Raw genomic sequence first — 25,861 nt, 5'->3', positions numbered from 1 at the left:
AAGTTGTGAATACTATGCTTCTAGGGTTTTTATTAGAGAGCAGTCATTGTAATATTTAGACCCAATCGCTAATGTCTAGCGTAAATTACTCATTACAATTACTTTAAGGCAGTTATAAATGGAATTTCGGAACGACATAAACGGACTTAGAGCAGTAGCCGTTTTATCCGTATTACTTTTTCATTTTGGAGTGTTTGGGTTCCAAGGAGGCTTTATCGGTGTAGATATTTTCTTTGTTATTAGCGGCTATTTAATGACAAGGATTATTTTTCATCGGCAGACTCGAAATGAGTTATCACTCACGAACTTCTATACTGACAGAGCGATTAGAATAATACCGGCTTTGACAGCGATGTGTGCGATTGTAGTTGTGGGGTGTTATTTTCTTCTGCTACCGAGTGAATATAAAACGTTAAGCGAGCATGTCATAGCGAGCTTGGGGTTTGTTTCAAATATTACATACTGGCGTGAAAGTGGTTATTTTGACTTAGCTTCACATTCTAAGTGGTTATTGCACACCTGGTCGTTGTCTGTGGAATGGCAGTTTTATATCCTTTACCCGGTGGTATTGATTATCGCGTTTAGGTGCTTGTCAAAAAATAATATTAAAATCCTAGTAGTCATTGGCTTTTTAATATCTCTCGGATTGTCGTTTTGGTTGACGAATAAGTCGGCCAATTCAGCGTTTTATTTGTTACCCTCTAGGGCATGGCAAATGCTCCTCGGCGGGTTAGTATTTCTATACCCTCTCAAACAGCTAATTATTTGGAGTAAGAGCCTAAATTTCTTGGGGTTAGTGGGATTAGGGCTGAGTATTTATTTATTCTCTGGAAATGATGCTTGGCCTGGGTATGGGGCTTTGTTACCGACAATATCTACTGCGCTCATAATCTGGGCGAATCGTCAAGATAGCGTATTCACCAATAACTTTGGCTCTGCTTGGTTGGGTAAAATATCATATTCTGTATATCTTTGGCACTGGCCAATCGTTGTATTTTTAACTTACCAGAATTTAGATTCAGTTATCTGGATTATGATGGGTATTGTAGCGTCATTTGTACTGGGATATTTTTCGTGGAAATATATTGAGTGCAATTCGAAGTTAATTAAAAGAAATTTATCAGATAAAAGTTTTCCCGGGCTTCATCAATTGGGACGCCTATTTGGCTTAGTTTCCCCTGTGTTATTGGTCAGCATAATCGTAAATTATAATGACGGAATGCCAAACCGTTTTGATGAAGCGGTATTTCTGGCTGAAACTCAGGCTAATGACCGAAATCCAAGAACCAGTGAATGCCTTGTTTTAAGGGGGGTTACTCCTTCTGATTGTTTATACGGCGTCGGAACAGACATTAAATTAATTGTTTTGGGTGATTCCCATGCAAATTCAATGGTTACAGCCATAGAGTCAGCAATGTTAAGATATACGAGTGGCCAAATTCTTTTCATTGGCTATTCTGCTTGCTCAACAATCCCAGGTATAAAACGCAGAGATATTCCTGATTCACAATGCGGGGAATTTGTCGATAATCAAATTGAAAGGCTCAACCGCGAATATCCTGAGGTTCCTATTGTTATTGTAAATAGACCATCTGTTGCACTATTTAATCAAACAAACCCCATGAAAATTAGGCTAGATGGTCCTTTGGTATACTTTAATGAGCCTTATAATGATCATATTCAAATTTTATATGACGAATTTGAAGCGCACTTTAATATGGCAATTAAGAGATTATCAACAAATCGAGAGCTTTACATCGTCAAAGCGGTTCCTGAATATTCGGTAGATATCCCCCAGAGTTACGCTCGCGAACTAAAATCAGGTATCAAAGAAACATCACTGTTTATTACGAAGCATGAATACGGCCAGCGTAACGCATTTATGCATGGTTTATATGAAAACGCAGCGGAAACATTTAATGTTAACTTGTTAGATCCGTCCGAATATTTGTGTGATGACACCAGCTGTTTCGCAGTGAAACAAGGTGTTCCACTGTATTATGATGATAACCACTTAAATGAAACCGGTAATAAAGTATTAATCCCCATGTTCGAAAAAATTTGGGTAGATATCAATCAAGATACAAAAGGCATTTCTCAAGGCAATTAAAAAATCACGAGTATTAAACTACGTGGTCAAGTCTTGAACCGTGCAATAAGCTCAACTTTAGGGTTGGGCTTTTTTCGATTATAGGGCGCAGCAAAGAGGAAATTGTTTAACGAGAGTTAAGGCTTTGATTTCCAGTCGTGGCTGGAAATGACGGGGTGGATATACGGGGTCAAGTCTTGAACCGTGCATGAAAGAGTGAGGTGTCAGATTGGATTCTGTGATTCCAATCAGGTGTCAAACGCGACACAAGAGTCGCGTTAGGTGTCTGTCTAAAATTAAAATTTTTGACAGGTGTCAATGGGAAGCCATAACTATGCGTTTTCGATGTTCGAAATTCCATTTCGAATTGTCGCTTTGGGAGAGCCTTAGTTCTCAGTTGATTACGAGACCAGACAAAACTCGGGGTCAAGTCTTGAACCGTGCAGGAAGCTCAACTTTATGGGTGGGCTTTTTCATTTTCACTGGGTAATTTTTATTAGTTCATTTGTAGCGTCTGTTTTGCACCTAGGCTTCAGCTCGTTTCGCTCACTGTAAACTGTTTGCTATTTCTTACTTCCGACAACGTAATCAATAAACTCGGTATCGTAAGATATGCCTTGGGGATGCCGAGGATCGCCTGACTCGGTAAACCCTAACACTTTGACCGGTTTTCCTGAATCAATAAGCAGTTTGAGCACATTTTCCAGTCTATAGCGCAATGCCGTTATTAACTTCTCCTTGGAACCCCAACAGGGAACAAGTATGTCGGCTTGTTCGATGATTTTTTCAAGGTAGTGATCATTCTCCGGGCCTATCGGATCGTGTACATGTGAAAGCTTTTTTACATCGGTTGAGCGATACCCAAAACAATTCCCCACCAGTATTTTCTTCGCACCATATCTTCTCGCAAATGCCTGCCAATTCTTTAAAGTATTGTCATCGGTCGTTGCATCCGCCGTTGACGGGTTCATGCCGATATACGCGATAACCGTTTTACCATTAGGATCTATTTGCCGATCTAATAGATAACGATAATCGCCACACGATGAAATCGTCGCATCCCCAGATACCCGCTCCTGAACACTAACTTGTACGTCAGTAGGTATCCCAAACAATCTGTCCCATATAACCGTCATCGTTTTCGTATCCGGCTTTCTGATCTCGTAGTAACTTCCCACTTCCAGATAATCTAAGCCGGTAAAGATATTTTTGTGCGACTGACTAACCGCAACGGTGCCATTATCATGCAGCGTTAGCAAGCCACTCACCCCGTCCATCCGGAATTTGGTTTGTTTTACTTTTCGAGTACAGGTGACAGCCATAACCATACGCCTTTAAGTTTCCGCTTGATGTTGAATTATAGGCGCGATTCTACGGTCACTGAATTAACCACTCAAGCAATAGAGCCAATATGGGGATGTCAGATTTTTTAACAGTTGTTTAGCCTTTCTCATATTTTTCTTTGTTGTTCTTCTCGCCAATACCTGCCAATTTTAGAAAGTGCTGTCATTGGTTGTCGTATCCGAAGTTGATAGTCGTCAATTTAAATTGGTTGCAGTGCTAAGGTCTTGCTAACCGATATCGCATTAAAACCCGACTATAGTTACTTAGCAGAATCCTTGATTAAACAGACGATACATACTGGGTGCGCCATGATATATGCCATCATCGGGATAATTGTTGCGGTATTCTCATTAAAACTCCTGTTCTATATACTAATGTGGCTTATGGAAGTACAAATATTCCCTACGGTCATTTTTGATAATGAAAAACCCAAGGGGTCGCTTTCAACGTTGTTAGAGCTCTTGGCAGTGGCCTCGGTGTTTAGTTTTGGATATTTTCTCTTTTATAAGGGCATGTGGGGGGAGATCGTTGCCCTATCTGAGTACGAGGATGAATCCAAGTCATTGGTTGTCGTATCCGAAGTTGATAGTCGTCAATTTAAATTGGTTGCAGTGCTAAGGTCTTGCTAACCGATATCGCATTAAAACCCGACTATAGTTACTTAGCAGAATCCTTGATTAAACAGACGATACATACTGGGTGCGCCATGATATATGCCATCATCGGGATAATTGTTGCGGTATTCTCATTAAAACTCCTGTTCTATATACTAATGTGGCTTATGGAAGTACAAATATTCCCTACGGTCATTTTTGATAATGAAAAACCCAAGGGGTCGCTTTCAACGTTGTTAGAGCTCTTGGCAGTGGCCTCGGTGTTTAGTTTTGGATATTTTCTCTTTTATAAGGGCATGTGGGGGGAGATCGTTGCCCTATCTGAGTACGAGGATGAATCCAATTTTAGTTTCTGGCTAATGTTATCTTTCGCAAGCTATTTTGCTGCCCGGCTGTTCAGCTATTTATCGAAACTTTCGGCGAAACATTATCAAAGTACAAAAGATAATTAAGTGTATGGGTAACACGTTATCCTTGCAGGGGCGGATATTCCCGAGATATTACCGGCGCTGATGGAAGGGGGCGAACCTTAATCCTTAATTATCCACCATTGACGTTTTCTGTCAGTTCCATCCTTAGCCAGCTATTTGCAAACGTTAAGGCTTAGCCCATTTTTAATTCTGCTCTTAAAAATCGACTTTCGTCTCAAACTCCTGACAATCAGGTACTTTATCTGGATAGTCTTTACAGGCAGATAATGCACTTTCTAATCTCTGAGTATCGTTAACCTGATAGGCTGCAAGGATTTCTTCTAATAGAAATATTTCGTCATTGTTAAAAGTGTCTTTCGCGGAATCAACAAATTTAATGACGTTGTTATAATCTTTCCTGACTTTATAGACCTCAATGGCTTTGCGATAAGTATCCACGCTTGCAAATGACCATTCATTGATGTTCAGTAGGTGTTGCTCAGCAAGTTTGGGATTGTTTATATACTGATAGTAATTGAACAACGCTTCGCTAAGTCCAGGCTGATTATGTATATCAGATTGCAATAGCTGATCGACGAAGGCTTTAGCCTGTTCAGGTTTATCATCCGCTAAAAAAACATTAATGTTGCGGGCTGCCCGATAAGATATCTGCAATTCTCGAATAAAGTCAGCATTGCGAATTTGTTCCCAGGAGTCGTTATCAACCCGTCGTCTAAGGTGCTGAGCGTGCTCTCGCTTTACATAATGACGTAGCGCTAACTCTCTTTTTATCGGATCTTCATGAGTTTCTTTAAACCAATCTGTAACCGTATTGGCTGCAGCTCCCAGCAGTTGCTCTTTGGTACTGTCAATTTCGGTTTGCATGGTCCCAATATCCAAAGTTTCAATAGCATTTCCCATGGCGGATAGCTTTAGGTTGTATAACTGCTCTAAGTGACCCTGCTTGGTTTTTTGAATGCTGTCCAAGCGTTGCAAGCACGTTCTACTGGCTCGTGGTGAATAGCCTGCCTGAGTTGCTAGATCCATGCCCAGTAAGTCTGCTTCCTCTTCTTGTTTTCTTCCCCAAGCTGTACTCCAGATATCATTAGAAAAAGTATTGATCAAGTTCGCATAATAAGACGCTTTTTCAATATTTTTCTGACCTTGTTGTGTAGGTTCATATTTGAGCTCTGTCCCCGAAGATGTATCAATTAACTCACTGTCTTTGAGGATGTTTGCCTTTTGCACTAAAAACGCCAGGGTATCGACCTGTTCCTGTTGTTCTTCAAACGACTCTGCCCGTGCATGATGATTTAGAAATAAATGACTCAATTCATGAGCCAACATCATCGCCACTTCGTCATCACTTTCTGCATTGAAAATAAAGCCGATAGGCACCAAAATATTACCACGTGCGTCCACCGCGACTGAGTAATCAAAACTGTTCGTGATAATCACATTGGTTTTCGCTGATGAGTCGGACCAGGCGTTGGCTAATTTGTTGGCGATAGCTTGAACGTAACGCTGTAAGGTTGGTGCCTCTACAATAGTGTGACGACGAACATGGGAAGTTGGGATTTTTTCACCGGAATAGCTTAACGCCAGGTTAGGATCCTGAACGTCTAGGTTTTTAGTTCGATGCGCTTGAATATGCGGTTGATCAATTAGTTTTCCCTGAAAGTCATTATAAGATTCATTTCCAACCAGATTGGTCAAAGCGCCTTTGGCACCCTCGAGTGTTTTGCAAGAGGCAATATTCAGGGTAACAGTGATAAGCAATAAAGTATGGAGTTTAATCACAAGACTCCCCATAACCTAATAGGCCTGCTTGTTTACTATCGTCTTTTTCTGATTTAGGGTTTTCAGGGCATGGAATAATCACGCCTTTCTTTAAATTTAATTCTAAATCATAGGTATCAATCCAAACTGGCTGCTGTGTTACCGTCTCGACTTGCAGTAAATCGTTTTCAACGTCAAATGCTAAGATTTTGAGATCTTCGGGGTCTTTCGGTAAGTCATCTAGGTTAACTTCTCCGGTAGGAATGCCTTTTTCATCATAGGTAAGAAAAACATCGTTCAAGTACTCAAGTGCTTTTAATTTCTCTTGCGCCAAGAGCGAGTGGCATACGAGTAAACCTAGACTCAACAAGAGTGTTCTAAACATAAATCCTCCTCTGGGAAATTAACCCTGCTCAGGGTTAGAGAACACCATCGGTTTAAACAAAAACTCTATCGTTAACGATATCGACAACAATAATAGACCAATAAAGTTTATCGTTCCGTAATTCGTAAAAATCATGAAGCAAACGGTAATAAATAGGATCAGTAAAATGGTTAATATCATCGGGTATGCACGGTGTTTTTTCAGCGTTTTCCAACGTAAGTCATTAAAGATTATCCAATGAACCGCTTCTTCCTGAGGATCAGAAATTGCATGGCCTATGTTCACGGAATTATTTGGACTTTTTTCCTCGGGACTACCTTTGCGACTTCCTTGAGAGCTTTCGTTACTAGGGACTACAGAATTCATTTTGCTATTGCCTTCGTAGTTTTCGTCGCTGTTTCGTTGATGTAATATTCGTTTTTTAAAATACCAAATATACAGTACCAGTAGTATTTCGAAGATCTCTAACACGTTATATTGATAAAATACTTCAGGAGCCATTCTGGTGTAATTTTCACGATAAGAGATCAGATTATCCAGCGCCATAGCATGATAGAAAACGCCGGCAATTTTTCCGTGTACAGGAGAATGAACCAGATCTTTGGCCCCATCAATACTTGCTCCTATCAACACAATTTTATTGGTTAATGCTTTTTTTAAGCTTTTTTTCACTTGCTCATCTCTACTCAATAGTAGAGATGCCGGAATGGTCAGCGTGTACGGACAATTCTGGATGAACTTATCTTCTTGAAAACGCCAAAACATATCGGAGATGAATAAATTGGTTAACGAATTTGTAATGGACTCTTTTGGTTTGCAATTTGACGTTTTAGTAAAGTACTGTTGTTTATCGGAGAAGTTGAATCCCCATTGAACATGCAATGGCTGTTGAAAATAGAAAGGATCGAAATTACACCCGAAGTTCTTACAGTATTCTTGATACAAAATAAAGGCTGCCGTTTTTTGATTACCTTTTAGTAACGGGTATTGATTTTTGTACCCTGACCAGGCTACCAGTCCCTTGTAAGGGTAATTATTTAAAAATTGAGACGTACTGTTTGCACTATCGAGGTCTGCGAGAAAGGTCTTAATATTAAATTTCGAATGGTAGTCACGAAAAAGCGCATTCAATTTATAAAGCTCATCGCCTTCCTCACTGCGATCTTGAGCAAAAATTAAATCGATAAACAACGCTTGTGGCTTAAGACTCAGGGCTCTTCGGTACAAGACCGCTTGCTGTTGATAACTAAGCGGCCAAGTTTCGTTCGTGTTACGTAAAAACTCATCATCAATGAATATAACCACAACATTATGTTGGCCATAATTTGAGTAGTAAACGGACTTAATTCGGTCGATAAAATTGGACGACGCTTGATTTGTAGCAGTGACGAGCCCTAGAGGATCGAGCAAAATAATCGCCACTAAGCACAGTGTTTTTAGCGGAGACATTATTTTACTATAATTCAGGGCTGAAAATTTAATCTTGGTATCCTCAATTAACAAAATATAACAATAGTGTAGCTATCTGATATTTCAATTTGATATTGTGTTCAAACGCCTTGAACCGTGCTACTTACATCATCTCTTTATCGAAGAACCTACTCGCTTAGAATCATTGAACAATATCTGGATTCGAACTTAATTCTTTTCATGTTAATATCACAAAGTCCCACCGATTTATGTAAATGGAAGCTGTAATGAACGGAATTGATAGTCAGAAAACTTACCGTGGCAAAATAAAAAACTGGAATGAAGATAAAGGCTTTGGCTTTGTTAACGTCGATGAATTACCAAGAGATGTGTTTCTCCATATTAGCCTGTTAAAACACATGAGCCGCGAGCCAAAGCAAGGCGACTATGTACACGTTACAGTAATTGAGGACGCGGGAGGAAAGCTTAGAGCTTCTTCCGGGCGCATAGAAGGGGTGATGGCGAAATCTACAAAGCCTCAGGGCATTCAACATAAGCGACCTACGCGACATAGGCGCAGTTACTCGGGTAAGTCAGATAGTAGATTCGCCCGCACTGTGCGTTCAATCATTTTTCTGGCGTTAGTATTTGTCGCAATCGATGCCTATCAGCTTTATATAGGCGGCAGCACAACGACAATTAGCGATGAGCCAAGCCAAATTGAACAGCAATTGGCAGTATCGCAGGACACTCAACCCGCAAAACCACGACAAGCTCAGCGCTCAATATTTGATGAACCGGAATTTACGTGCGATGGTCGCCAGCATTGCTCACAAATGCGCTCTTATGAAGAAGCGTTATTCTTTATCCGCCATTGCCCGAATACCAAGATGGATGGTGATCATGATGGTAAGCCCTGTGAAAACGATTCCCGTTGGTGATTCTTCAATAGCATGTGGGGTCAAAACTGAGGGGGCAAGTCTTGACCGTGCATGAAAGAGTGAGGTGTCAGATTGGATTCTGTGATTCCAATCAGGTGTCAAACGCGATAAATGAATCGCGTTAGGTGGCAGTTTAGAATTTAAATTATAAATTCAGGTGGCAGACTGCAGACTACGGAAATCTTGGCAAGTATGCTCTTTCTGAATTCTGTTGTCTGTGCACTGTGCACTGTGCACTTCGAGATTTAACGCGAATAGTTAAATCTCGCGACATGGTGGGGGTCAGATCTTGAACCGTGCATGAATCGAAGATTCATTTCGGGTTAAAACGGTTAACTTCGTTAATACCTTCGGATTTGGCTTTGATTTCCAGTCGTGGCTGGAAATGACGGGGGGAAGCGGAAGGTGGAAGGTGGAAGTGGAAGGTGGAAGTGAGTCTCGCGTCGTCATCTCCGGGTAACTGGAGATCTCAGGATTTAGTCTTGGCTTTGATTTCCAGTCGTGGCTGGAAATGACGGGGGAAGTGGAAGGTGGAAGGTGGAAGGTGGAAGTGGAAGGTGGAAGAGAGCGTCGCTTCGTCATCTCCGGGTAACTGGAGATCTCAGGGGTTGGTCTTGGCTTTGATTTCCAGTCGTGGCTGGAAATGACGGGAGGAAGTGGGAGGTGGAAGTGTCTAGCTTCGCTGGTGGTAGTATGCGTGCGCCTCAAGGCAAGGTGTCGCGGGTGACTAAAGGTGCCAACGAATAGCCTTGGTTTGCGTTATCGTTGTTCGAAACTCAAATTCGACCTTTTTAAGCTATGTCATCCCAGTGCCGACAGGGATCTTAAATGGATGCCGGGTGCTTGGGCTTTGCACTAATATTTACAAGGAGAATTTGTAGGTGTATATTTGCACCAATGCTGCACCAATGCTGCACCTATCGCGAGCTGGTTTAGGAGGGGATATTATGGCAAGGCAAAGTATTACGTTAACGGAACCAAATGATGAATGGCTAAAGTCTCAGGTTTCTGCTCACCACGAGTACAGCAATAAAAGCGAACTTATCAATGATTTGATTCGGCAAGCTCGCCGCGCCGATATGATAAATCAAAAGCTAGCTTTATCCGAAGCGAGCGGCTCGGTTGAACAATCCAAAGAAGATATATTGAAAGAGTTTAAGGCAAAGCTTAAGTAAATGTATAAATACGAATTAACTGAAAACGCCAAGGAAGACCTTTTTCGTATCTATCGTTTTGGCTTTGAAGAGTTTGGTGAAACGTTAGCCGATAATTACTACCACAGTTTATTCGACGCCTTTGAAAAAATTGCAGCAGACCCTTTTGCTTACCCAACGGTTGATCATATCCGACCCGGATATCGGCGATTTATACATCAGCCGGATAGTATCTATTTTCGGATTGTCAGTGATAAAATCATAATAACCGCCATTATAGGTCGACAAAACTATGATATGTGGCTGTAAAGCTGAATTCTCGGGATTTTGCTCGAGAATTCAGACGACAGATGGCGGATTAGGCGCTCTTCTCGTCATCACAGAAAATTGCTCCTCGATAACTGCTCCTGCGTTATTCTACCTAAATACATCCGTGTATTAGTGCGTTATTCTACCTAGATACTTCCATCCATGTATTAGTGCATTTTCTGCATACCGGTCATCCTTGACCATATTCGGGAAACTGAAGATCTCAGAATTAGGTTATGGCTTTGATTTCCAGTCGAGGCTGGAAATGACGGGAGGAAGTGGAGGGTGGAAGTGGAAGTGGAAGGTGGAAGTGGAAGGTGGAAGTGGAAGGTGGAAGTGGAAGGTGGAAGGTGGAAGTGAGCCTCGCTTCGTCATCTCCGGGTAACTGGAGATCTCAGGACTTGGTCTTGGCTTTGATTTCCAGTCGTGGCTGGAAATGACGGGGGAGGCTGTGTCAGCTCGAAATGGAAGACTTTCGAGCAGGTGTCAACGAATAGCCTTAGCTAGTAAAGCTAAGCGTTGTCGTCGTTCGAAATTGCATTTCGAATTGTCACCGAGCAGAATCTTGATTTTGCTTTGTCACCTGTCCGGTATCAGCGTTACCGGGCTGACACCTGACGCAGTGTTTTCTGCTGCGTCTGTCACCTTGGCGTAGCGTCGTTAATTGCGTCTGTCACCTTGACGCAACGCCGTTCACTGCGTCTGTCACCTTGACGCAACGCCGTTCACTGCGTCTGTCACCCTGCAGAATTTTGATACAAACGTTCGTTAAATTCTGCCCTAAACACCTTTTCTTATATCAAATTCACAAAAAACACTTGCACAAATTTCAAAAGAATTTAACGTATTAGGCGAGTCTAGGAGTTTATACCAATCACACTAAGTTTGTGCACAACTCAGAGTTAGGGCAGAGGTTCAGTTACAACATAGATTTTATTGATATAGTCAATCTATATTAATGAAATCTAGGGCCGTAAATGGGCCTCTGATAAACTCCCTACGGGTGAGTTTTAAAGGCGTTTATCCTGCGTTACTGATTTTGACAATGGAACGACCATTCTCTGCAATCAAAGCCTTGTCTAAAAGCCTTTAAATTCTCACTGAGTGAGCAATAATTTAATGTGATTGGTATTATTAGCTCCAAATCGTTCAAAGCAAAGCCCCCATTTGTTTATCGTCTTATCTCTGTGAGGTAAGAAACCCAGGAAGGTAAAAAATGAGAGCTCTTGTCCCCGTGTTTTCTGCAAAGCATTATTCAATCGTGGCTGTTGCAACGATGGTTGCTTTATCCGGTTGCAAATCAACCCCCAAAAATGATAATCAAATTCCCGTCTCCTTAACTGTATCTGCTGTCAAGAATGCCACTGAATCATCCGTATCCCTTGATGATGTTTTAGAATATGACAGGCCTATCTCCTACTCGATTAACCTAGATAACCCGATTTTTCATACGGAAACCATCGACATTGTTGGCAGTTCTCAGGTTATTCAGGGTAAGGATAAAAATACACCTAAATTTATCGCAACCGAAGTGGCCAGTAGCTGGCATTATTGGATGGTTAAGCAGGCGCAGACGTTGTTTGTTGATTCTGTGATTGATGGCGACTTGGAATCCTTATACCAGCCAAATAAGGTTGATAATGTCGACGTCTTAGATTTAGGCAGCAAGCCGTATAAAGAGCAAGATGTACTTGTTGAACTATTTGAAAAATACAGCGCAGACGTTGACGTTAATGTTGTTAAAAAAGTTCACCAGCAATGCATTAAAAGCGTTGGCAGAAGTTCATTAAAAGACTTATCGAATGCTGAAGTACAGGCTTTTTATCGGAATTGCTCACATGTCATTAAAAGAGCATTACCTGGCGTGTTTATTCCGGAAATTGAATACCATCCAGCGAATAATGCGTATCCCTACAATGACCTTACGATTAAACAGCATGTGGTGTATCAGGGGGAAACCTTTGACGGTGCGTTTTTAACTCACCTAAAAGGCGATTTTAGCAAACAGATTCAACATGATTTGCGTAACCCCGATGTAAATCAGGTATTGGTTTCATTGCCAAATAGCGAGAATGCGTTAACCAACCAACGTCTTTATGATGACGAATATTTTCATCGTATTGGTAACTCTCATGAGCTAGATACCTACTCGTTAGAAACCTTGTTTAACAAACGAGGGCTGGCAGGTATGTTTCATATAGATGTGGCTAACGTGGCGAGTGCGGGGCAGAACAATGAAAGTAAGTCATTAACTACCGATAGTTTGAACACAGCGAGTTCGAAAACCTTGCTCCGTCCATTATCAGCAATGTGTAATATCGATCCTTCTGTATACCATATGGCAAATACTGGTGCTTATTCCAGGTTTCAGTTTGATTGTTATTCTCAGCCGAAGCTAATTCCGGAACAAGAATGGCAGGGCGAAGATAAGTACCAGACTTATGTTTACGAAAAAAATCAGGAAGTCCGACAGGCTGTGCTTGGCGATGCCAATCGATACCCTGGCGTAATTCGCTCAAAAGCCACCTACCTTAGGTTTGATGACAAAGCGATAGCAACATCAAGCAATGCATCACTGCGTCAAACTCTGATAGCATTTGATATCGGAGCAAGTGGTAGTTATCACTACAAAAAAGTTGATGAAAACTTTCCCGTGTTAGCCAATACATCTGAACCCGGAAATACCTCTATTTTCGCCTTGGAGCTTCTCAAACGCCTGCCGCCAAACGCTCATGTTGCCTGGATAGATTCAAGCTCAATCAAAACCTCTAAATTATCCAGTTATGTGTATCACCATGGGTTTTTGTGGGAGTTTCCGCTGAAGACGTTTGAAGGAGTAATCGAGCTTTAATCGGACAGCGCGGACGGTTAATCTTTGTATCAGCGCTCAATGATTAAAAGGTGTCAGCGAGGAGCCTCAGGGAGGTGGTGTCAGCTCGAAATGAGAGACTTTTGAGCGGGTGTCAGCTCGAAATGAGAGACTTTTGAGCGGGTGTCAGCTCGAAATGAGAGACTTTCTAGCGGGTGTCAAACGCGACATGTAAGTCGCGTTAGGTGTCAGTTTAAAATTAAAATTTTAAACAGGTGTCAACGAAGAGCCTAAAACTTGTCATCCCGGTGTCGGCCGGGATCTCGCTATTCTCGGCGCAATCTTCGATTGCATGCCAGGAGCTGATTTATTGGCGCGCCAGATAATGAAAAATACCAGAAGTGCAGTACGTAGGCGGGATTTAGCAGCGGCTAGTTGCTTCGTACCCTTTTGAAGTTGATTTGGGTGTGGCGTGTTGCTGCATTTGTGGCGTTACGCTACAATGACTGTCGTAACAGGAGAATGATTATGGCAACAGCAAGTATTAGACTCGATACGGAATTAGTAGAAAAAGCCGCTATTATGGCGAAAGCACTGAATAGAACTACGCCCAAACAAATTGAACACTGGGCAAAGATTGGCGAAATTATGGAAGATAATCCCGATCTTCCCTACGAATTTGTAAAGCAAGCTATTATCGCAAAAGCGGAGAAAGAAGCTGGCAAATTAGAGGAATACGACTTTGGCTAAGATATCCAAAGTTTTACAAACGGCAAGTTTTAAAAAATCGGTAAAAAAGCTTCAGCAAAATCAAAAATCTGATCTCGATAACGCGATTAGGGCTTTAATTGAAAACCCGCAGCTAGGTGATAAAAAGAAAGGAGACCTTTCTTTTATGCGCGTCTATAAATTCAAAATGGCCAAACAATTAACGCTCTTGGGCTATAGCTATGAGGACGGCTCGATTGTACTAGAGCTGTTGGCAATTGGCACGCACGAGAATTTTTATCGGGATGTGAAGAGGTAAGAAAAACAGCGTCTTGGCTAAGTCTTGAATTCAATACTTCGAGATTTTGCTCGAGAACTTAAATCTCGTAAAGGCAGACTGCAGATGGCAGACTGCGGATATCTTGGCAAGTAGGCCTGAGTTAAGGCGGCAGAGGGCAGACGACGGATTAGGCGCTCTTCTCGTCATCTCCGGGTAACTGGAGATCTCAGAATTAGGTTATGGCTTTGATTTCCAGTCGTAGCTGGAAATGACGGAGACTCTGGTTTAGGTGGAAGGTGGAAGAGTCTAGCTTCGCTGGTGGGAGTATGAGCTGTGCCTCGCGATTCGACCGGCTTTCTCGGCACAATCTTCGATTGCATGCCAGAAGCGGACTTATCAGTGTGCTAGAAACGCAATGTGCTTTTGTTGTCTTCCACCTCACACTTCCACCATAACTCTCGCTTCTCTGGGCGCAATCTTTGATTGCATGCCAGGAGCTGATTTATCAGCGTGCTAGCAGTGAAACGTGCTAGGAACGCAGTGTGCTTTTGTTGTCTCCCACCTTGCTCTATTGTGGCGCACCTGATAACTTCAGTGGCGCCAGTTTATCTCTGAGTTGTTCCATAAACGCCGTTCCTGGATCGCTTTTCTCCGTGCGATAGTTGGGGTCCGTTTCTTTAAACAAGGGGTGGTCTCTGAATTGATTCGCTTCCTGGTGGCCAATTAGGTATTCCACTTCCGGGTATTTGTTTTTCAGGTATTTGATCAACTCGATATTGGCATTTAATTGTGCGTCGGTCAGTGGCGTGTTCTCATCGCCACCAACATTTTCTATGCCAAACGCACAATAGTTCAGGCCGATGACGTGACGGGCAAACGTGGTTTCCTCGGGTAATATTTGGTAGATGGTACCGTCCCTGTCTACCACAAATTGTGAAGAAACGTTTAAGGAACTTGCGCCGGTTATTGCCACCCGAAAATCGGGCAGTTTCGGCTCGTTAAAAGCTCGCATGGTGCCTTCCAGGGTGGGAATAACGGTATAGTGAACGACAATCATTTTCGGGTCGATAACGGCTTTGTCGGTGTCGATATCGTGACGTTCTTTCAGGTATTGCAGAGATAACTGTTCTCGCTCCTGATCGAAAATGACCGGTTTTTTGACAATGTTAATGTCCGGTGATGCAGAGCAGCCCGAAACTGGTAACAGGAGTACCCCCAAGATAGCGGCGATGATAATTTGCTTTTGCATAATGACTCCTATTCGCCAAGTAGCTTATCTTGCGTTAACGAACAGTAGTTTTTATCAACGCACGCAAGCTCTGCGGTTTTACCCAGAAATACCGGGTGGTTATAAAAACCGTGACCAATTTTCGGGTAGTAGTAGACGGGGATGTCAACGCGTTTGGCGTAGTTTTCCAGTACGGTCTTAAAAATTAAGCGCTCTTCGTCTTTAGCATCAATGCTGTGAAATTGCCCAAAAACCACACCGGCGGCATTTAAATTGTCGGCATATTCCAGATGATGCAACATCCGGTCAATTTTTCGATAGCCTTCGTTAACATCTTCAAGAACTAAAATCTTGCCAGTTAAGTCCGCCTCAAAGCGAGTACCGATAGTGGCCTGGAACAAGGTTAGATTGCCGCCTCTTAGCTCACCAGATACTCCCGATTTTGCCGCGTCGTTCAATGGCAACAGCCGATCATAATACACACCTTCGTATAGAGATTGATGCAATCTGGCGATACTCTCCCTGGCGTTTGAGGTGTATTCTTTTTCCGGGACGACAGGCTCTTCAGACATATCTTCAATTTCACGGTTATAAGCTGCGACGATGCCGTGCACCGATGGCCAACCCACACTATTATTTAAAAAATGATGGATGGCCGTGACATCACTGTAACCGATGATAGGTTTGCCAGGTTGCTGTTTTAATTCTTCCTTATATTGTTCTAGCGCCGGTAATAAATTCAAGGCGCCAGCGCCTCCTCGAATAAACCACACCAGGTCGCTATCTGGTGCCTTAATTGCGTTAATTAATGAAGCAACACGGTTTTCGTCGACGTTCACATACCCCAGGTCGGATATGGTTTGATCGAAATAGCGAGTGTTAACCTTCATTCCCAACCGTTCCAGTTTTTCTTTAAGCGACTCGACTTTGGTTTCATCAAACGAACTGGAGATTGAAATCAAATCCACGGTTAACGGCTTGTAGGGTTTTACTGCTTTTTTTTCTGCATTGCTGGAACAGCTTGTTAGCAGCAAAAGCGGGGCTACTAATGCGGTGAGTATTGCTAGTTTCATGTTAACACCCTGAGTCTAAGTGAGTTATAAAGTATTCTTTTGGTACTTATATTTGGAATATTTTATTTATAACATCTTTATGATTAAATGTGTGCACTTATCCGGTAAATGAGCAACAGGTTTGGTTGATATGAGACGATTGATAGCAGCAGTAATAGGGTTACTGTGTTTAAGTGGTTGCGCGGCAAACTCAGCAAAAGCCCCTAGCACAGCAAAAGCACCTAGCACAGCAAAGGCCCCTGCAAAAGCGGTTACAGCAAACACTCAAATTGGCGCGGCTGACTCGGTTGCTGCGCTAAAAAGCCAATATCAACAGCTAAAACAAGACAGTTTCGATAAACACACCATTTATCCCAACGATATTTATCCGCTGATCACCGCGTTGCAGCAGAACTCTCGCTTTAAAGTGTCTGAAGCGGGTAAATCTTTTTTGGAAAAGCCGATTTACCACATTATGGTGGGAGAGGGCGATCGACACGTTTTTATGTGGTCGCAAATGCACGGGGATGAACCAACGGCTACCGCCAGCGTGTTTGATTTAATCAACTATATTGATGCGCCGGAAAATCAGCAGTGGTACCAGAGCTGGAAGGACGAATTAACCATTCATATTGTGCCTATGGTAAATCCCGATGGCGCGGAGCTAGAATCTCGTTTTAACGCCCAGGGTATTGATATTAACCGCGATGCAAAGCGTCTGCAGACACCTGAAGGAAGACTGTTACTGAAGTTAGCCAAAGCCATTAAACCAGAATTTGGTTTTAATTTGCATGACCAGAATCGCTTTTATACCGCAGGTGATACTGCCAATCCTGCAACCATCTCGTTGTTAGCCCCGGCATTCAATGAAGCAAAAGCGCTTAATGATGCGCGTCGAAATGCGATGAAATTAATTGGCCTTTTAAACGAAACTATTCAACAACAGATACCCGGCAATGTTGGCCGCTACGATGATGCCTACTCCTATCGCTCTTTCGGTGATTTATTTTCTGGCCTGGACATTGCCACTACCCTGATTGAGTCTGGCGGGCACCATGATGATCCAAACCGACAAGTGGCACGGTGGTTAACCTTTCTGATGTTGGTTCAATCCATTGATGCGATTGCCGAAAAGCAATACGAGAGCGAATCTCTGGCGAAATATGAGTCGATTCCGATGAATAGAAGCCGCGGTATTGTTGATGTGTTGATTAAGAATGTATCCGTGGATTCGGATCAGGAGAGCATAGGTAGTTTGGAAAGTGAGGGTTACCTTGTTGATATCAGCCTGAACTTAGGCCGAACGTTTGACAGAGCGAATATTTCTGAAATAGGTGATATTAGCCACGGCAATGGCTTTGCAACGTTTGATATGTCGGGCTATCAACTAATGCCGATAAAAGGATATGAAGTTAGTGAAGCCTTTACTTTAACGACAGCCAAATACCGGCAACTGCTATCACAGGGATTGAGTTATTTTATTGATGAGAACCAGCTATTGGAAATCGCGACGGATTTACCGGTAGTCAAAACCAAGCAGGCGTTGCCAGAAATTCCTCAAAGATACAAACCGGTTAGCTTTTTGTTTAGTAAAGAAGGAAAAATCGCGGTCGCGATAATTAACGGGCAGAAAATCGCGCTTTAAGCGAGCGTTGTCGCAGCCGCGCTAAGTGTCAGCTCGAAATGAAAAGCATTCGAGCAGGTGTCCCACGCGACATGACAGTCGCGTTCGGTGTCAGTTTAAAATTAGAATTTTAAACAGGTGTCAACGATGAGCCTCAACCAGGGTTGTCTTCGTTCGAAATTTCATTTCGAACTGTCACCGAGCAGTATTGTCATCTTCAGTACCTGAAAATCCTGCGTTGTCACCGTCACCGCATTTTTTGCGGTGATTGTCATCGAAGTGGAAAGGGCAGACGGTGCTTAGTACTTCCACGTAACTCGTCACCAAGCAGGATTTCTATTTTCAGTTCTGGCAAATCCTGCGTTGTCACCGTCACCGCGTTTTCTGCGGTGCTTTTATCTTCCTTATTAGCCTTGTAAGCATAAAGTCTATTGCTTCAACGTCTTTTTTCACTTCCTGTGAAAATATGGCGCTCAGGTAGTTTGCTTTTTCACCAATTATTATTTGTGTTTTTACTTCTGCAAGTGAGCCTTTCGAAATATACAGAAACTTTACTTTATCTTTCATCGTCGGTTTTTCTATACCTTCAGCGATATTGCTAGGAACGGACAATCCGGAACGATTTAATTGATCGCGAAAGCTCCAATTCTTTATCTTTTCGGTTTCGATAAGTATTTTCACAGATAACTCGCAACTTCGCTGCCATACATCTAGTTTTTCGTGATACATGCTTTCGGCCTGACTTAAATTAATTCGTTGCTTACACTATGGCTAACCGAACCCGGAAATACAGAAATAGATAATGTGCCCTAGAATACAAGAGGTTTGGATTGGTATCCGGAGTAAAAAAGATGGAGAGTAGGGGGCGGTGTCAGCTCGAAATGGAAGTATTACAAGGGGGTCAGCTCGAAATGAAAGGGTGGCCGCAGTGTTAGCTCGAAAGCCTTTCAATTCGAGCAGGTGTCAAACGCGACTTGTGAGTCGCTTTAGGTGTCTGTTTAAAATTGAAATTTTAAACAGGTGTCAACGAAGAGCCTCAACTAGCTTTGTCATCGTCACCGCGTTTTCTGTGTGATTGTCACCGGAGTGGGAATGGCAAGCGATACTCAGCACTTCCACGTAACTCGTCACCTTGGAGGATTTTTACCTTCAGTCTCAGCAAATCCTGCGTTGTCACCGTCACCGCGTTTTCTGCGGTGATTGTCACCGGAGTGGGAATGGCAAGCGATGCTTAGCACTTCCACGTGACTCGTCACCAAGCAGGACTTTTATCTTCAGTTCTGGCAAATCCTGCTTTGTCATCGTCACCGCGTTTTCTGTGTGATTGTCACCGGAGTGGGAATGGCAAGCGATACTCAGCACTTCCACGTAACTCGTCACCTTGGAGGATTTTTACCTTCAGTCTCAGCAAATCCTGCAATTTGGACTACCCTTATCCCATCTAAAAGTGTCATTATTTGTTTGGGAGTTCAATTATGAAACAACTCATTATCATTGCCGTTGCCTTCTTTTGTTTAACCGGTTTTATGACCGAGGAAGAAAACGAGAAAGAGCGCGAGCGTATTTGGTGTGAAAACGTCCAGGAAAACCCTGAGGTTTTTGAAAAAGAAGCCAAATCCATGGAATACAAAGTCAAGTGTGAAATTGGCAAAGAAAAATTTTGCGCAGACTTAAAAGCTAAATCTAAAGGCGATTGGTCAAGCCGTGAGGCAGCAGCTTACGGCGAATACTGCGTATTCTAATATGTGTTTTGTAAGAGAAGAACAATCCAGGTAGCACTTCAAGGGCTAGTGCACCTGGATTCCTAAACCTGTCGCATTCTGGGTAGGCGCTTTTAACCCGCAGTAACATGTTCCATGTTACGTACCCGAAATAACATTTTAATGTTATGTACCCGAAGCCGTACCCGAAGCAATGTTTTACATTGCGTACCCGAAGTAACGCCCTGCGTTACGTACCTTTCAGGCGTGAAAACAGGCAGCGCCGCTTCACGCCGTTAACAAATACTTTTTATCGTCAAATCTAAAATATTTTGCTTTTCAATTTGTTGTTTTCAAACCAATATTTGATCGAATTCAATGGTGAATTTAGCTGAGGAATACAATGAACAGCAATGACTATGATGATGTCTTAGACACTGATCTGGAAGGTGACGATACCTACCTTGAAACAGGCTTGGCAGGATACGAGATAGCGTATGGTAGTAAAAATAAGCAAGCGTTAAAGCGCGTTGCCAGAAACAAATTGAAAATTAAACGCAAACTGGATTCTTTATTAGAAAAGAGGCAGTTGGATAGAGAGTTAAGCTCATTTTATTACGATATGGAGCTTTGACGGTTTTTCGTTGACCAGGAACATAACATGAAAACAATAAAGTTATAAATACCAAGTCCAATAAGTGTTTTCCCACTCAGTGAGAATTTAAAGGCTTTTAGGCAAAGTTTTGATTGCAGAGAATGGTCGCTCCATTGTCAAAATTTGCCAAAATCAGCAACACAGGATAAGCGCCTTTAAAACTCACCCAAAGGGAGTTTATCAGAGGCCCATTTCCGGCCCCAGATTTCGTTAATATAGAGTGACTATATCAATGAAATCTATGTTGCAAATGAACCTCTGCCCTAACTCTGAGTTGTGCACAAACTCAATGGAATTGGTATTAGCGTATTGCTAGCGGTAAGTTTGCCAACCATGGCTCAGGAAAATTATGAACAGGAATTTACCGAAGAGGCACCTATCAGTTTTATTGAATCGGTTTGAGGGCCTGTTGACCTTTTACAGCCGAATTTTGTTCAATAAAGGCGTGTTAATTACTAATAGTGGTAAAAAACAATTAAGTTCTTTTGACAACCCGACGATTGAATTCTTCGAACAGCGTTTGTTTTGAATCTGACCGGCGTTTTTTCAATTTACCGTACAATGAGTACGCTAAACAGAAAAAGCCTTGTTCATACCCCAAACAATTCGCTGCAAAAATGACCGTGAAAGAGCAACAACCCCTGAAAACCTGCAAAATTTATGCGGAAGAAGATGGCGTTACACCTGATGAGATGACGACTTATCTTCTTGAATGCGTCAATGATGATATGGAAATGAGTGGTTATAAACATTTGACTAAGCTGCCAACTAAAACTGCGGAGTAAGGGCGCGGGCTGTTGTGAATCCACAAACCCTGACAGGTGCCTATACACGCGTGGCGTCTGGTATCCCCTTGAAGCATGACATCGGGGCAGAATAAAAAACTGCCCCGTTGTTATTTAATGAAGCCAGGATTAATCGTTAGAAAAATTATTTTATTTTAATTTATTTGCTTTTTTTAAATGTTTTTTATTAACTTACAGTCAGACACAAATAAAAAGACAGGTAAATTATGACGGTAATAAAAAATATTTTGCTAAATGAAAAGTTATTAACAGCAGAACTTAAAAAATTAACGGTTGATGAAAAAATACAGGCAAAAAAAGTATTGACCACTGTCGCTAATAAACTAAAACTCCCGTCACAGAAATTATTGAAGGCGCTTAAAAGCGAAGGCTTTGAATTTGCCGATTTGGTGGGTGCCAGTATCCCAAAACCAAAGCCCGTTGCCAAAAAGCGAGCACCGCGCAAACTTGTTCTGGAAAACCAGAGTTTTGCGATCATTGATGAAAAAAATAAAGAATTGGCACATGCTGTCGGTCGCGGAGTTACGTCTTATAAAGACAAAGGCTTTAACGTGGTTAAATATGGTGAGCTTTCTTCAGAACTTCAAAAGGTCGCCAAGTCTTTATTGAACTAAAACGGTAAATTTTTCCGAGTTATCTGGAAAATCTGTTACCGTCAAAGCAAGTTCAACTTAGGTTGTTGGTAGTCAAGATCCGGGTATCTGTGATTTTGCGACGATGACTCGTTACCAATTCATCAAAAAAATATGAAGATTCTGTCTACAGGGGGCTTAAATAGCCCCTTTTTTGTGCAACCTCACCGTTCAAAACAGAAACTTGCTTTGAATCATTTGTGGAGACCCAGGCACTTCTCCCATGTTTATATAGAGTTAAAAAAAATCAAGCGTTATTCCGGTTATTCTTGCGTAAATAAGTATTAATTCCAGTAGCAATTAACTAATAGCTTTCATATAATTACCTTCGTTTTAGAGTATGGACTCAACTTTTACTCAGCGGCGTCCAATAATAATAATTAGCCAGTTAGTAACGTGAATGTACCTCGTTTGGTTGTGAAATCGCCTTTTGAGGTTATGTAGATAACGCTGGAAACCGATTGGGAAAGTCACCGTCTTGTGAAGCAAAAGGTGGCTAAGAGCTTGTTAAAGATACAGTTTTTATCTTTTGGCTTTTGACATGGATATGGTCGATTTATTACTTAAGGCTAAGCCTTTGTAATTACGTTTTCCAACCTGCAGATTGTAGTGATACAGCAGTTTTAATGCGGATGTTGTTTCTGATAGGAAACCATCGCAACAAAATTTCCTGTTCTAAAACCAGGTATTGTAGGAGGGAGCGCTAATCTCACCCCAAAGTGTGCAACAGTTTTTGTTGTCACTCATACCATAAACATAAAAATTGGTAGTGTCTCTGTTAAGGCAGGGAACAATTTTGTTATGCCCGAGTTATTGAATTCGAGTTTTAAGAAAGATGCGAAGTCAGCTTAGATTTTTAAGTGATGTTAGCTCTCTAGCTAGCAGCTTGAATGTCATTGCCTAGTATTGACTCTCGAAATGAGCACAACTCCAACTACAACAAATCGCTTATTCGCAACATGCCGCGAAAGGCTGATACCAAATTAAAAGCGGATTATTTGCTTTTGGGAGCGAGACCTAAGGGCGGAAGCGTGTTAAAAGTATCTATCCTGCAGTATAAAATTGACTGCATCACAGTTAAATTGAACTCAATGTCGTCTATGTAAGTGTGAATATCCATCTTGCAGGCCATTGAGGTTTTAGAAAATTAAGGCAGTTATCGCCTGTACAGCAATAAAACAATTAGAAAAAGACATTGCACTATGAAGAAGAATAAAGCGAACAGATTGAAAGTGAATAATAAAGTAAAAGCGTTAACCATTTGTTTACTAACCGCCTCTATTTCGGCTTGTACAATTACGCCGGGCGGCCATGTTAGCCAAATTGACAGAAACGATGCGGAAAAATCGTTTGATGTAGCCGAACAGATAAACGCTATGTTGGTAACACCAGAGGTGATCAATCAACTGCGTGTGAGCAAGCCTGAAGCAAAAATCAATCCGCAACTCGAAGCGAAAGTACAAGAGTACAGCTATATCATTGGTCATGGTGACGTCTTAAACATCACCGTATGGGATCACCCAGAATTAACCATTCCTGCCGGTCAGTTCCGCTCAGCCGGAGAGGCTGGAAATGTGGTTCATGCCGACGGCTCCATTTTTTATCCATACATTGGTAAAGTCAAAGTTGCCGGGTTAAGCGTTACTGAAGTTCGTGATTTAGTTACTGAACGCTTGAGTCGCTACATTGAAAAACCACAAATTGATGTTTCCGTTGCTGCATTTCGTTCGCAACGAACCTTTGTTACCGGTGAAGTTAAGCAACCTGCTGTATTGCCTATCACCAATGTTCCGATGACGCTTCTTGATGCACTCAACAGCACCGGTGGTCTGGGTCCAAATGCCGACTGGCGTTCAGTTGTACTGACTACCTCTGGCACCTCTGGGGTAAAAGAGGAAGTACTTGATTTATATGCTTTATATCAACAGGGTGATATGAGTCAAAATCGCTTGCTGAACCACAACGATATCATTCATGTACCAAGAAATGACGCATTAAAAGTGTTTGTAATGGGCGATGTTGAGCAGCCGATCACCCAGCGCATTGATCGTGAAGGTCTGACCCTGGCAGAAGCGCTTAATAATACTGGCGGTATGAACGAAGGCACTGCCGATGCCAGTGGTATTTTTGTCCTTAGAGCCTCAGACGAGCCTGGCAAGTTAGTCGACGTTTACCAACTTGATGCAACAAATAGTGCGGCGTTGATTTTAAGCACTCAGTTTGAGTTGCAGCCAATGGATATTGTCTATGTCACGTCCGCACCGATTGCTCGTTGGAATCGCGTGATGTTGCAATTGTTACCAACCTTTACCGCGTTGCGTAACTTAAGTGATGGTTACGATCGCTTTCGGGATTAACTAAGGCCGTAAAGGGAAATCATGTTTAATAATATTCTCGTTGTCTGCGTTGGTAATATTTGTCGAAGCCCGGCGGCTCAAAATATCCTGCGTCAACAATTACCGGAGAAGCATATCCATTCTGCCGGACTCGGCGCTCTGGTTGGGCATGATATTGAAGAAAATATGGCTGCTTTGCTTGAACAAGATGGTTATGAGCACAATGGCCATCAGGCCAGGCAGATAAATGAACAATTGGTGGCGTCTGCCGATTTAATTTTGGTGATGGAGCAACGCCATCTAAGTTCTATTCGTTCGAAATTTCCAACCGCCTCTGGCAAGACCATGTTACTGGGAAAATGGAACGGCGATGAAGAGGTGCCGGATCCTTACAGGCGAAGTCAGGAGATATTTGAGATCTCCTACGGACTCATCGCCAAACATTGTCAGCAGTGGCAAGACAAGCTGGCAACACCTAAGTAGTTTAAACAAAGGTTACATTAAAAGACCACTAAGGATTAGGTGGTAACTGATATAGGCGTTATGCCTTTGAGTGATTAAATAAGGAAATAGGAAGACATTATGCAAAATGCACATTATGAAAATCAGAACCTGGAGCGCAATGCCGAAGACGCATTGATTCTGGCGCAGCAAACCATGATTGAACAAGGGCGCCAGGTTCAACGCATGGCTAATGGTCTGGGCGATGCATTTATTCAGGCTCTGAATTTAATGTTTAATTGTACCGGCCGGGTTGTAATCTCCGGTATGGGGAAATCAGGTATTATTGGCCAAAAAATTGCGGCGACTTTTGCTTCAACCGGAACGCCTTCTTTTTTTATTCACCCTGGCGAAGCTTTCCACGGTGACCTTGGTATGTTGCGCCCCAAGGATGTGGTAATTCTTATCACCAATAGCGGCGAAACTGACGAAGTCTTAAAATTGATGCCTTCCCTGCAAGCTTTTGGCAACAAGATTATTGGTATTACCGGAAATCTAAACAGTACCCTTGCCAAAAACTCGGATATCGCGCTTGAAATTCAAATTGAAAAAGAGGTGTGTCCAAACGAGTTGGCACCGACAACTTCCACGACTGCTACCTTGGTTTTAGGCGATGCAATGGCGATTGGTTTAATGCATATGCGTGATTTCCAACCTCAGGATTTTGCCCGCTTTCATCCCGGTGGTAGCCTGGGACGGCGTTTACTTACCCGTGTAAAAGATGTGATGCACAAAGAAAATCTGCCATTTATTCCCAAAAATGATCCGATGAAGCATGCGATTATGGTAATGACCAAATCACAACATGGTGTCGCTATCGTTTGCGATGAAGGCAAGTTGGCGGGGGTTATTACCGATGGTGATTTACGCCGTGCGTTAGTGTCTGGCGAAGACATGAATACGATTGTTGCCAGTGACATTATGTCGACCAACCCGATAACCATCAGTGAAGACGCCAAGGTTATCGAGGCAGAAGAGCTAATGCGAGACAGCCAGATAAAACAAATTTTGGTGGTCGATGGCGACGGCAATGTGTCTGGCTTATTCAACTTTTATCAGTAATTAACTAATCCATTAACCTCAACTATGTCGTTA

The 25,861-nt window shown here is 42.3% G+C and carries 24 protein-coding genes; 17 read left to right on the top strand and 7 right to left on the bottom strand.

What is annotated here, in order from left to right; all coding sequences use genetic code 11:
• The first annotated feature begins 118 nt into the window (after positions 1 to 118).
• A complete protein-coding gene (locus FNC98_RS11855; protein WP_143581439.1) occupies positions 119 to 2,110 on the top strand; it encodes an acyltransferase family protein in 1,992 nt (663 codons plus the stop codon).
• A gap of 542 nt (positions 2,111 to 2,652) precedes the next feature.
• Here FNC98_RS11855 and FNC98_RS11850 read toward each other — a convergent pair.
• A complete protein-coding gene (locus FNC98_RS11850; RefSeq protein ID WP_221932886.1) occupies positions 2,653 to 3,411 on the bottom strand; it encodes a DUF1643 domain-containing protein in 759 nt (252 codons plus the stop codon).
• Positions 3,412 to 4,139: 728 nt separating this feature from the next.
• Here FNC98_RS11850 and FNC98_RS11845 point away from each other — a divergent pair.
• Positions 4,140 to 4,499 (top strand): hypothetical protein, encoded by a 360-nt coding sequence (locus tag FNC98_RS11845; protein WP_143581438.1) that lies wholly within the window; start codon positions 4,140 to 4,142, stop codon positions 4,497 to 4,499.
• A 174-nt stretch (positions 4,500 to 4,673) separates the two neighbouring features.
• On the opposite strand, the gene FNC98_RS11840 is transcribed toward FNC98_RS11845, so the two are convergent.
• The 3 genes from FNC98_RS11840 to FNC98_RS11830 are packed head-to-tail and all read right to left on the bottom strand — an operon-like array spanning position 4,674 to position 8,124.
• Complete coding sequence (locus tag FNC98_RS11840; protein ID WP_185967951.1) at positions 4,674 to 6,257, bottom strand: M48 family metalloprotease; 1,584 nt, start codon at positions 6,255 to 6,257, stop codon at positions 4,674 to 4,676.
• Positions 6,250 to 6,621: a hypothetical protein gene (locus FNC98_RS11835; RefSeq protein ID WP_143581436.1), complete on the bottom strand. Its 372-nt coding sequence runs from the start codon at positions 6,619 to 6,621 to the stop codon at positions 6,250 to 6,252. Before FNC98_RS11835 ends, FNC98_RS11840 begins: the two co-directional genes overlap by 8 nt.
• Before the next feature lie 18 nt (positions 6,622 to 6,639).
• A complete protein-coding gene (locus tag FNC98_RS11830) occupies positions 6,640 to 8,124 on the bottom strand; it encodes a CHASE2 domain-containing protein (protein WP_143581435.1) in 1,485 nt (494 codons plus the stop codon).
• A 194-nt stretch (positions 8,125 to 8,318) separates the two neighbouring features.
• Here FNC98_RS11830 and FNC98_RS11825 point away from each other — a divergent pair, with 194 nt between their 5' ends.
• The 6 genes from FNC98_RS11825 (at position 8,319) to FNC98_RS11800 (ending at position 14,271) form a co-directional block, all read left to right on the top strand.
• A complete protein-coding gene (locus FNC98_RS11825; protein ID WP_185967950.1) occupies positions 8,319 to 8,972 on the top strand; it encodes an excalibur calcium-binding domain-containing protein in 654 nt (217 codons plus the stop codon).
• 947 nt (positions 8,973 to 9,919) lie between these two features.
• Positions 9,920 to 10,147 (top strand): type II toxin-antitoxin system ParD family antitoxin, encoded by a 228-nt coding sequence (locus tag FNC98_RS11820; RefSeq protein WP_143581433.1) that lies wholly within the window; start codon positions 9,920 to 9,922, stop codon positions 10,145 to 10,147.
• Positions 10,148 to 10,435, top strand: coding sequence for a type II toxin-antitoxin system RelE/ParE family toxin (locus tag FNC98_RS11815; protein ID WP_143581432.1), 288 nt, complete (start codon positions 10,148 to 10,150; stop codon positions 10,433 to 10,435).
• Positions 10,436 to 11,651: 1,216 nt separating this feature from the next.
• A complete protein-coding gene (locus FNC98_RS11810) occupies positions 11,652 to 13,286 on the top strand; it encodes a hypothetical protein (protein WP_143581431.1) in 1,635 nt (544 codons plus the stop codon).
• A gap of 486 nt (positions 13,287 to 13,772) precedes the next feature.
• Complete coding sequence (locus FNC98_RS11805; RefSeq protein WP_143581430.1) at positions 13,773 to 13,994, top strand: TA system antitoxin ParD family protein; 222 nt, start codon at positions 13,773 to 13,775, stop codon at positions 13,992 to 13,994.
• The gene (locus FNC98_RS11800) at positions 13,987 to 14,271 is read left to right on the top strand and encodes a type II toxin-antitoxin system RelE/ParE family toxin (protein WP_143581429.1); all 285 of its coding nucleotides are present in this window, start codon (positions 13,987 to 13,989) and stop codon (positions 14,269 to 14,271) included. Before FNC98_RS11805 ends, FNC98_RS11800 begins: the two co-directional genes overlap by 8 nt.
• Positions 14,272 to 14,800: 529 nt before the next feature.
• Here the strand turns inward: FNC98_RS11800 and FNC98_RS11795 are convergent.
• Together FNC98_RS11795 and FNC98_RS11790 are read right to left on the bottom strand one after the other, a co-directional pair.
• Positions 14,801 to 15,481, bottom strand: a complete 681-nt coding sequence (locus tag FNC98_RS11795; RefSeq protein ID WP_143581428.1) for a peptidoglycan recognition family protein — start codon at positions 15,479 to 15,481, stop codon at positions 14,801 to 14,803.
• 8 nt (positions 15,482 to 15,489) lie between these two features.
• Positions 15,490 to 16,533: an LD-carboxypeptidase gene (locus tag FNC98_RS11790; RefSeq protein WP_143581427.1), complete on the bottom strand. Its 1,044-nt coding sequence runs from the start codon at positions 16,531 to 16,533 to the stop codon at positions 15,490 to 15,492.
• Positions 16,534 to 16,663: 130 nt separating this feature from the next.
• Between FNC98_RS11790 and FNC98_RS11785 the strand changes: the two genes are divergently transcribed.
• Positions 16,664 to 18,157, top strand: a complete 1,494-nt coding sequence (locus FNC98_RS11785) for a M14 family zinc carboxypeptidase (protein ID WP_143581426.1) — start codon at positions 16,664 to 16,666, stop codon at positions 18,155 to 18,157.
• Positions 18,158 to 18,508: 351 nt separating this feature from the next.
• Here the strand turns inward: FNC98_RS11785 and FNC98_RS11780 are convergent, their stop codons facing one another.
• Entirely contained in the window at positions 18,509 to 18,865 is a 357-nt protein-coding gene (locus FNC98_RS11780) for a four helix bundle protein (RefSeq protein ID WP_143581425.1), read from the bottom strand.
• Between the two features lie 746 nt (positions 18,866 to 19,611).
• On the opposite strand from FNC98_RS11780, the gene FNC98_RS11775 reads away from it, so the two are divergent.
• From FNC98_RS11775 to FNC98_RS11750, 8 genes are all read left to right on the top strand, one after another.
• Complete coding sequence (locus tag FNC98_RS11775) at positions 19,612 to 19,878, top strand: DUF3012 domain-containing protein (RefSeq protein ID WP_143581424.1); 267 nt, start codon at positions 19,612 to 19,614, stop codon at positions 19,876 to 19,878.
• A 361-nt stretch (positions 19,879 to 20,239) separates the two neighbouring features.
• The gene (locus FNC98_RS11770; RefSeq protein ID WP_143581423.1) at positions 20,240 to 20,470 is read left to right on the top strand and encodes a PA3496 family putative envelope integrity protein; all 231 of its coding nucleotides are present in this window, start codon (positions 20,240 to 20,242) and stop codon (positions 20,468 to 20,470) included.
• A 297-nt stretch (positions 20,471 to 20,767) separates the two neighbouring features.
• The gene (locus FNC98_RS16985) at positions 20,768 to 20,893 is read left to right on the top strand and encodes a hypothetical protein (RefSeq protein ID WP_260680352.1); all 126 of its coding nucleotides are present in this window, start codon (positions 20,768 to 20,770) and stop codon (positions 20,891 to 20,893) included.
• A 221-nt stretch (positions 20,894 to 21,114) separates the two neighbouring features.
• Positions 21,115 to 21,276 carry a hypothetical protein gene (locus FNC98_RS16815; RefSeq protein WP_185967949.1) on the top strand — a complete coding sequence of 54 codons (162 nt, stop codon included), beginning with the start codon at positions 21,115 to 21,117 and terminating at the stop codon, positions 21,274 to 21,276.
• Between the two features lie 227 nt (positions 21,277 to 21,503).
• Positions 21,504 to 21,911, top strand: coding sequence for a hypothetical protein (locus FNC98_RS11765; RefSeq protein ID WP_143581422.1), 408 nt, complete (start codon positions 21,504 to 21,506; stop codon positions 21,909 to 21,911).
• A gap of 1,220 nt (positions 21,912 to 23,131) precedes the next feature.
• On the top strand, positions 23,132 to 24,286 hold the full coding sequence (locus FNC98_RS11760; protein ID WP_143581421.1) for a polysaccharide export protein: 1,155 nt from the start codon (positions 23,132 to 23,134) through the stop codon (positions 24,284 to 24,286).
• Between the two features lie 21 nt (positions 24,287 to 24,307).
• On the top strand, positions 24,308 to 24,748 hold the full coding sequence (locus tag FNC98_RS11755) for a low molecular weight protein-tyrosine-phosphatase (protein WP_143581420.1): 441 nt from the start codon (positions 24,308 to 24,310) through the stop codon (positions 24,746 to 24,748).
• 99 nt (positions 24,749 to 24,847) lie between these two features.
• The gene (locus tag FNC98_RS11750) at positions 24,848 to 25,828 is read left to right on the top strand and encodes an SIS domain-containing protein (protein ID WP_143581419.1); all 981 of its coding nucleotides are present in this window, start codon (positions 24,848 to 24,850) and stop codon (positions 25,826 to 25,828) included.
• Positions 25,829 to 25,861 lie beyond the last annotated feature (33 nt).

Origin of the sequence: Thalassotalea sp. PS06 (assembly GCF_007197775.1) — a bacterium.
GTDB lineage: Bacteria > Pseudomonadota > Gammaproteobacteria > Enterobacterales > Alteromonadaceae > Thalassotalea_A.
Note: the sequence above shows the minus strand (reverse complement) of the source record. Positions and strands in the feature narration are given on the sequence as shown.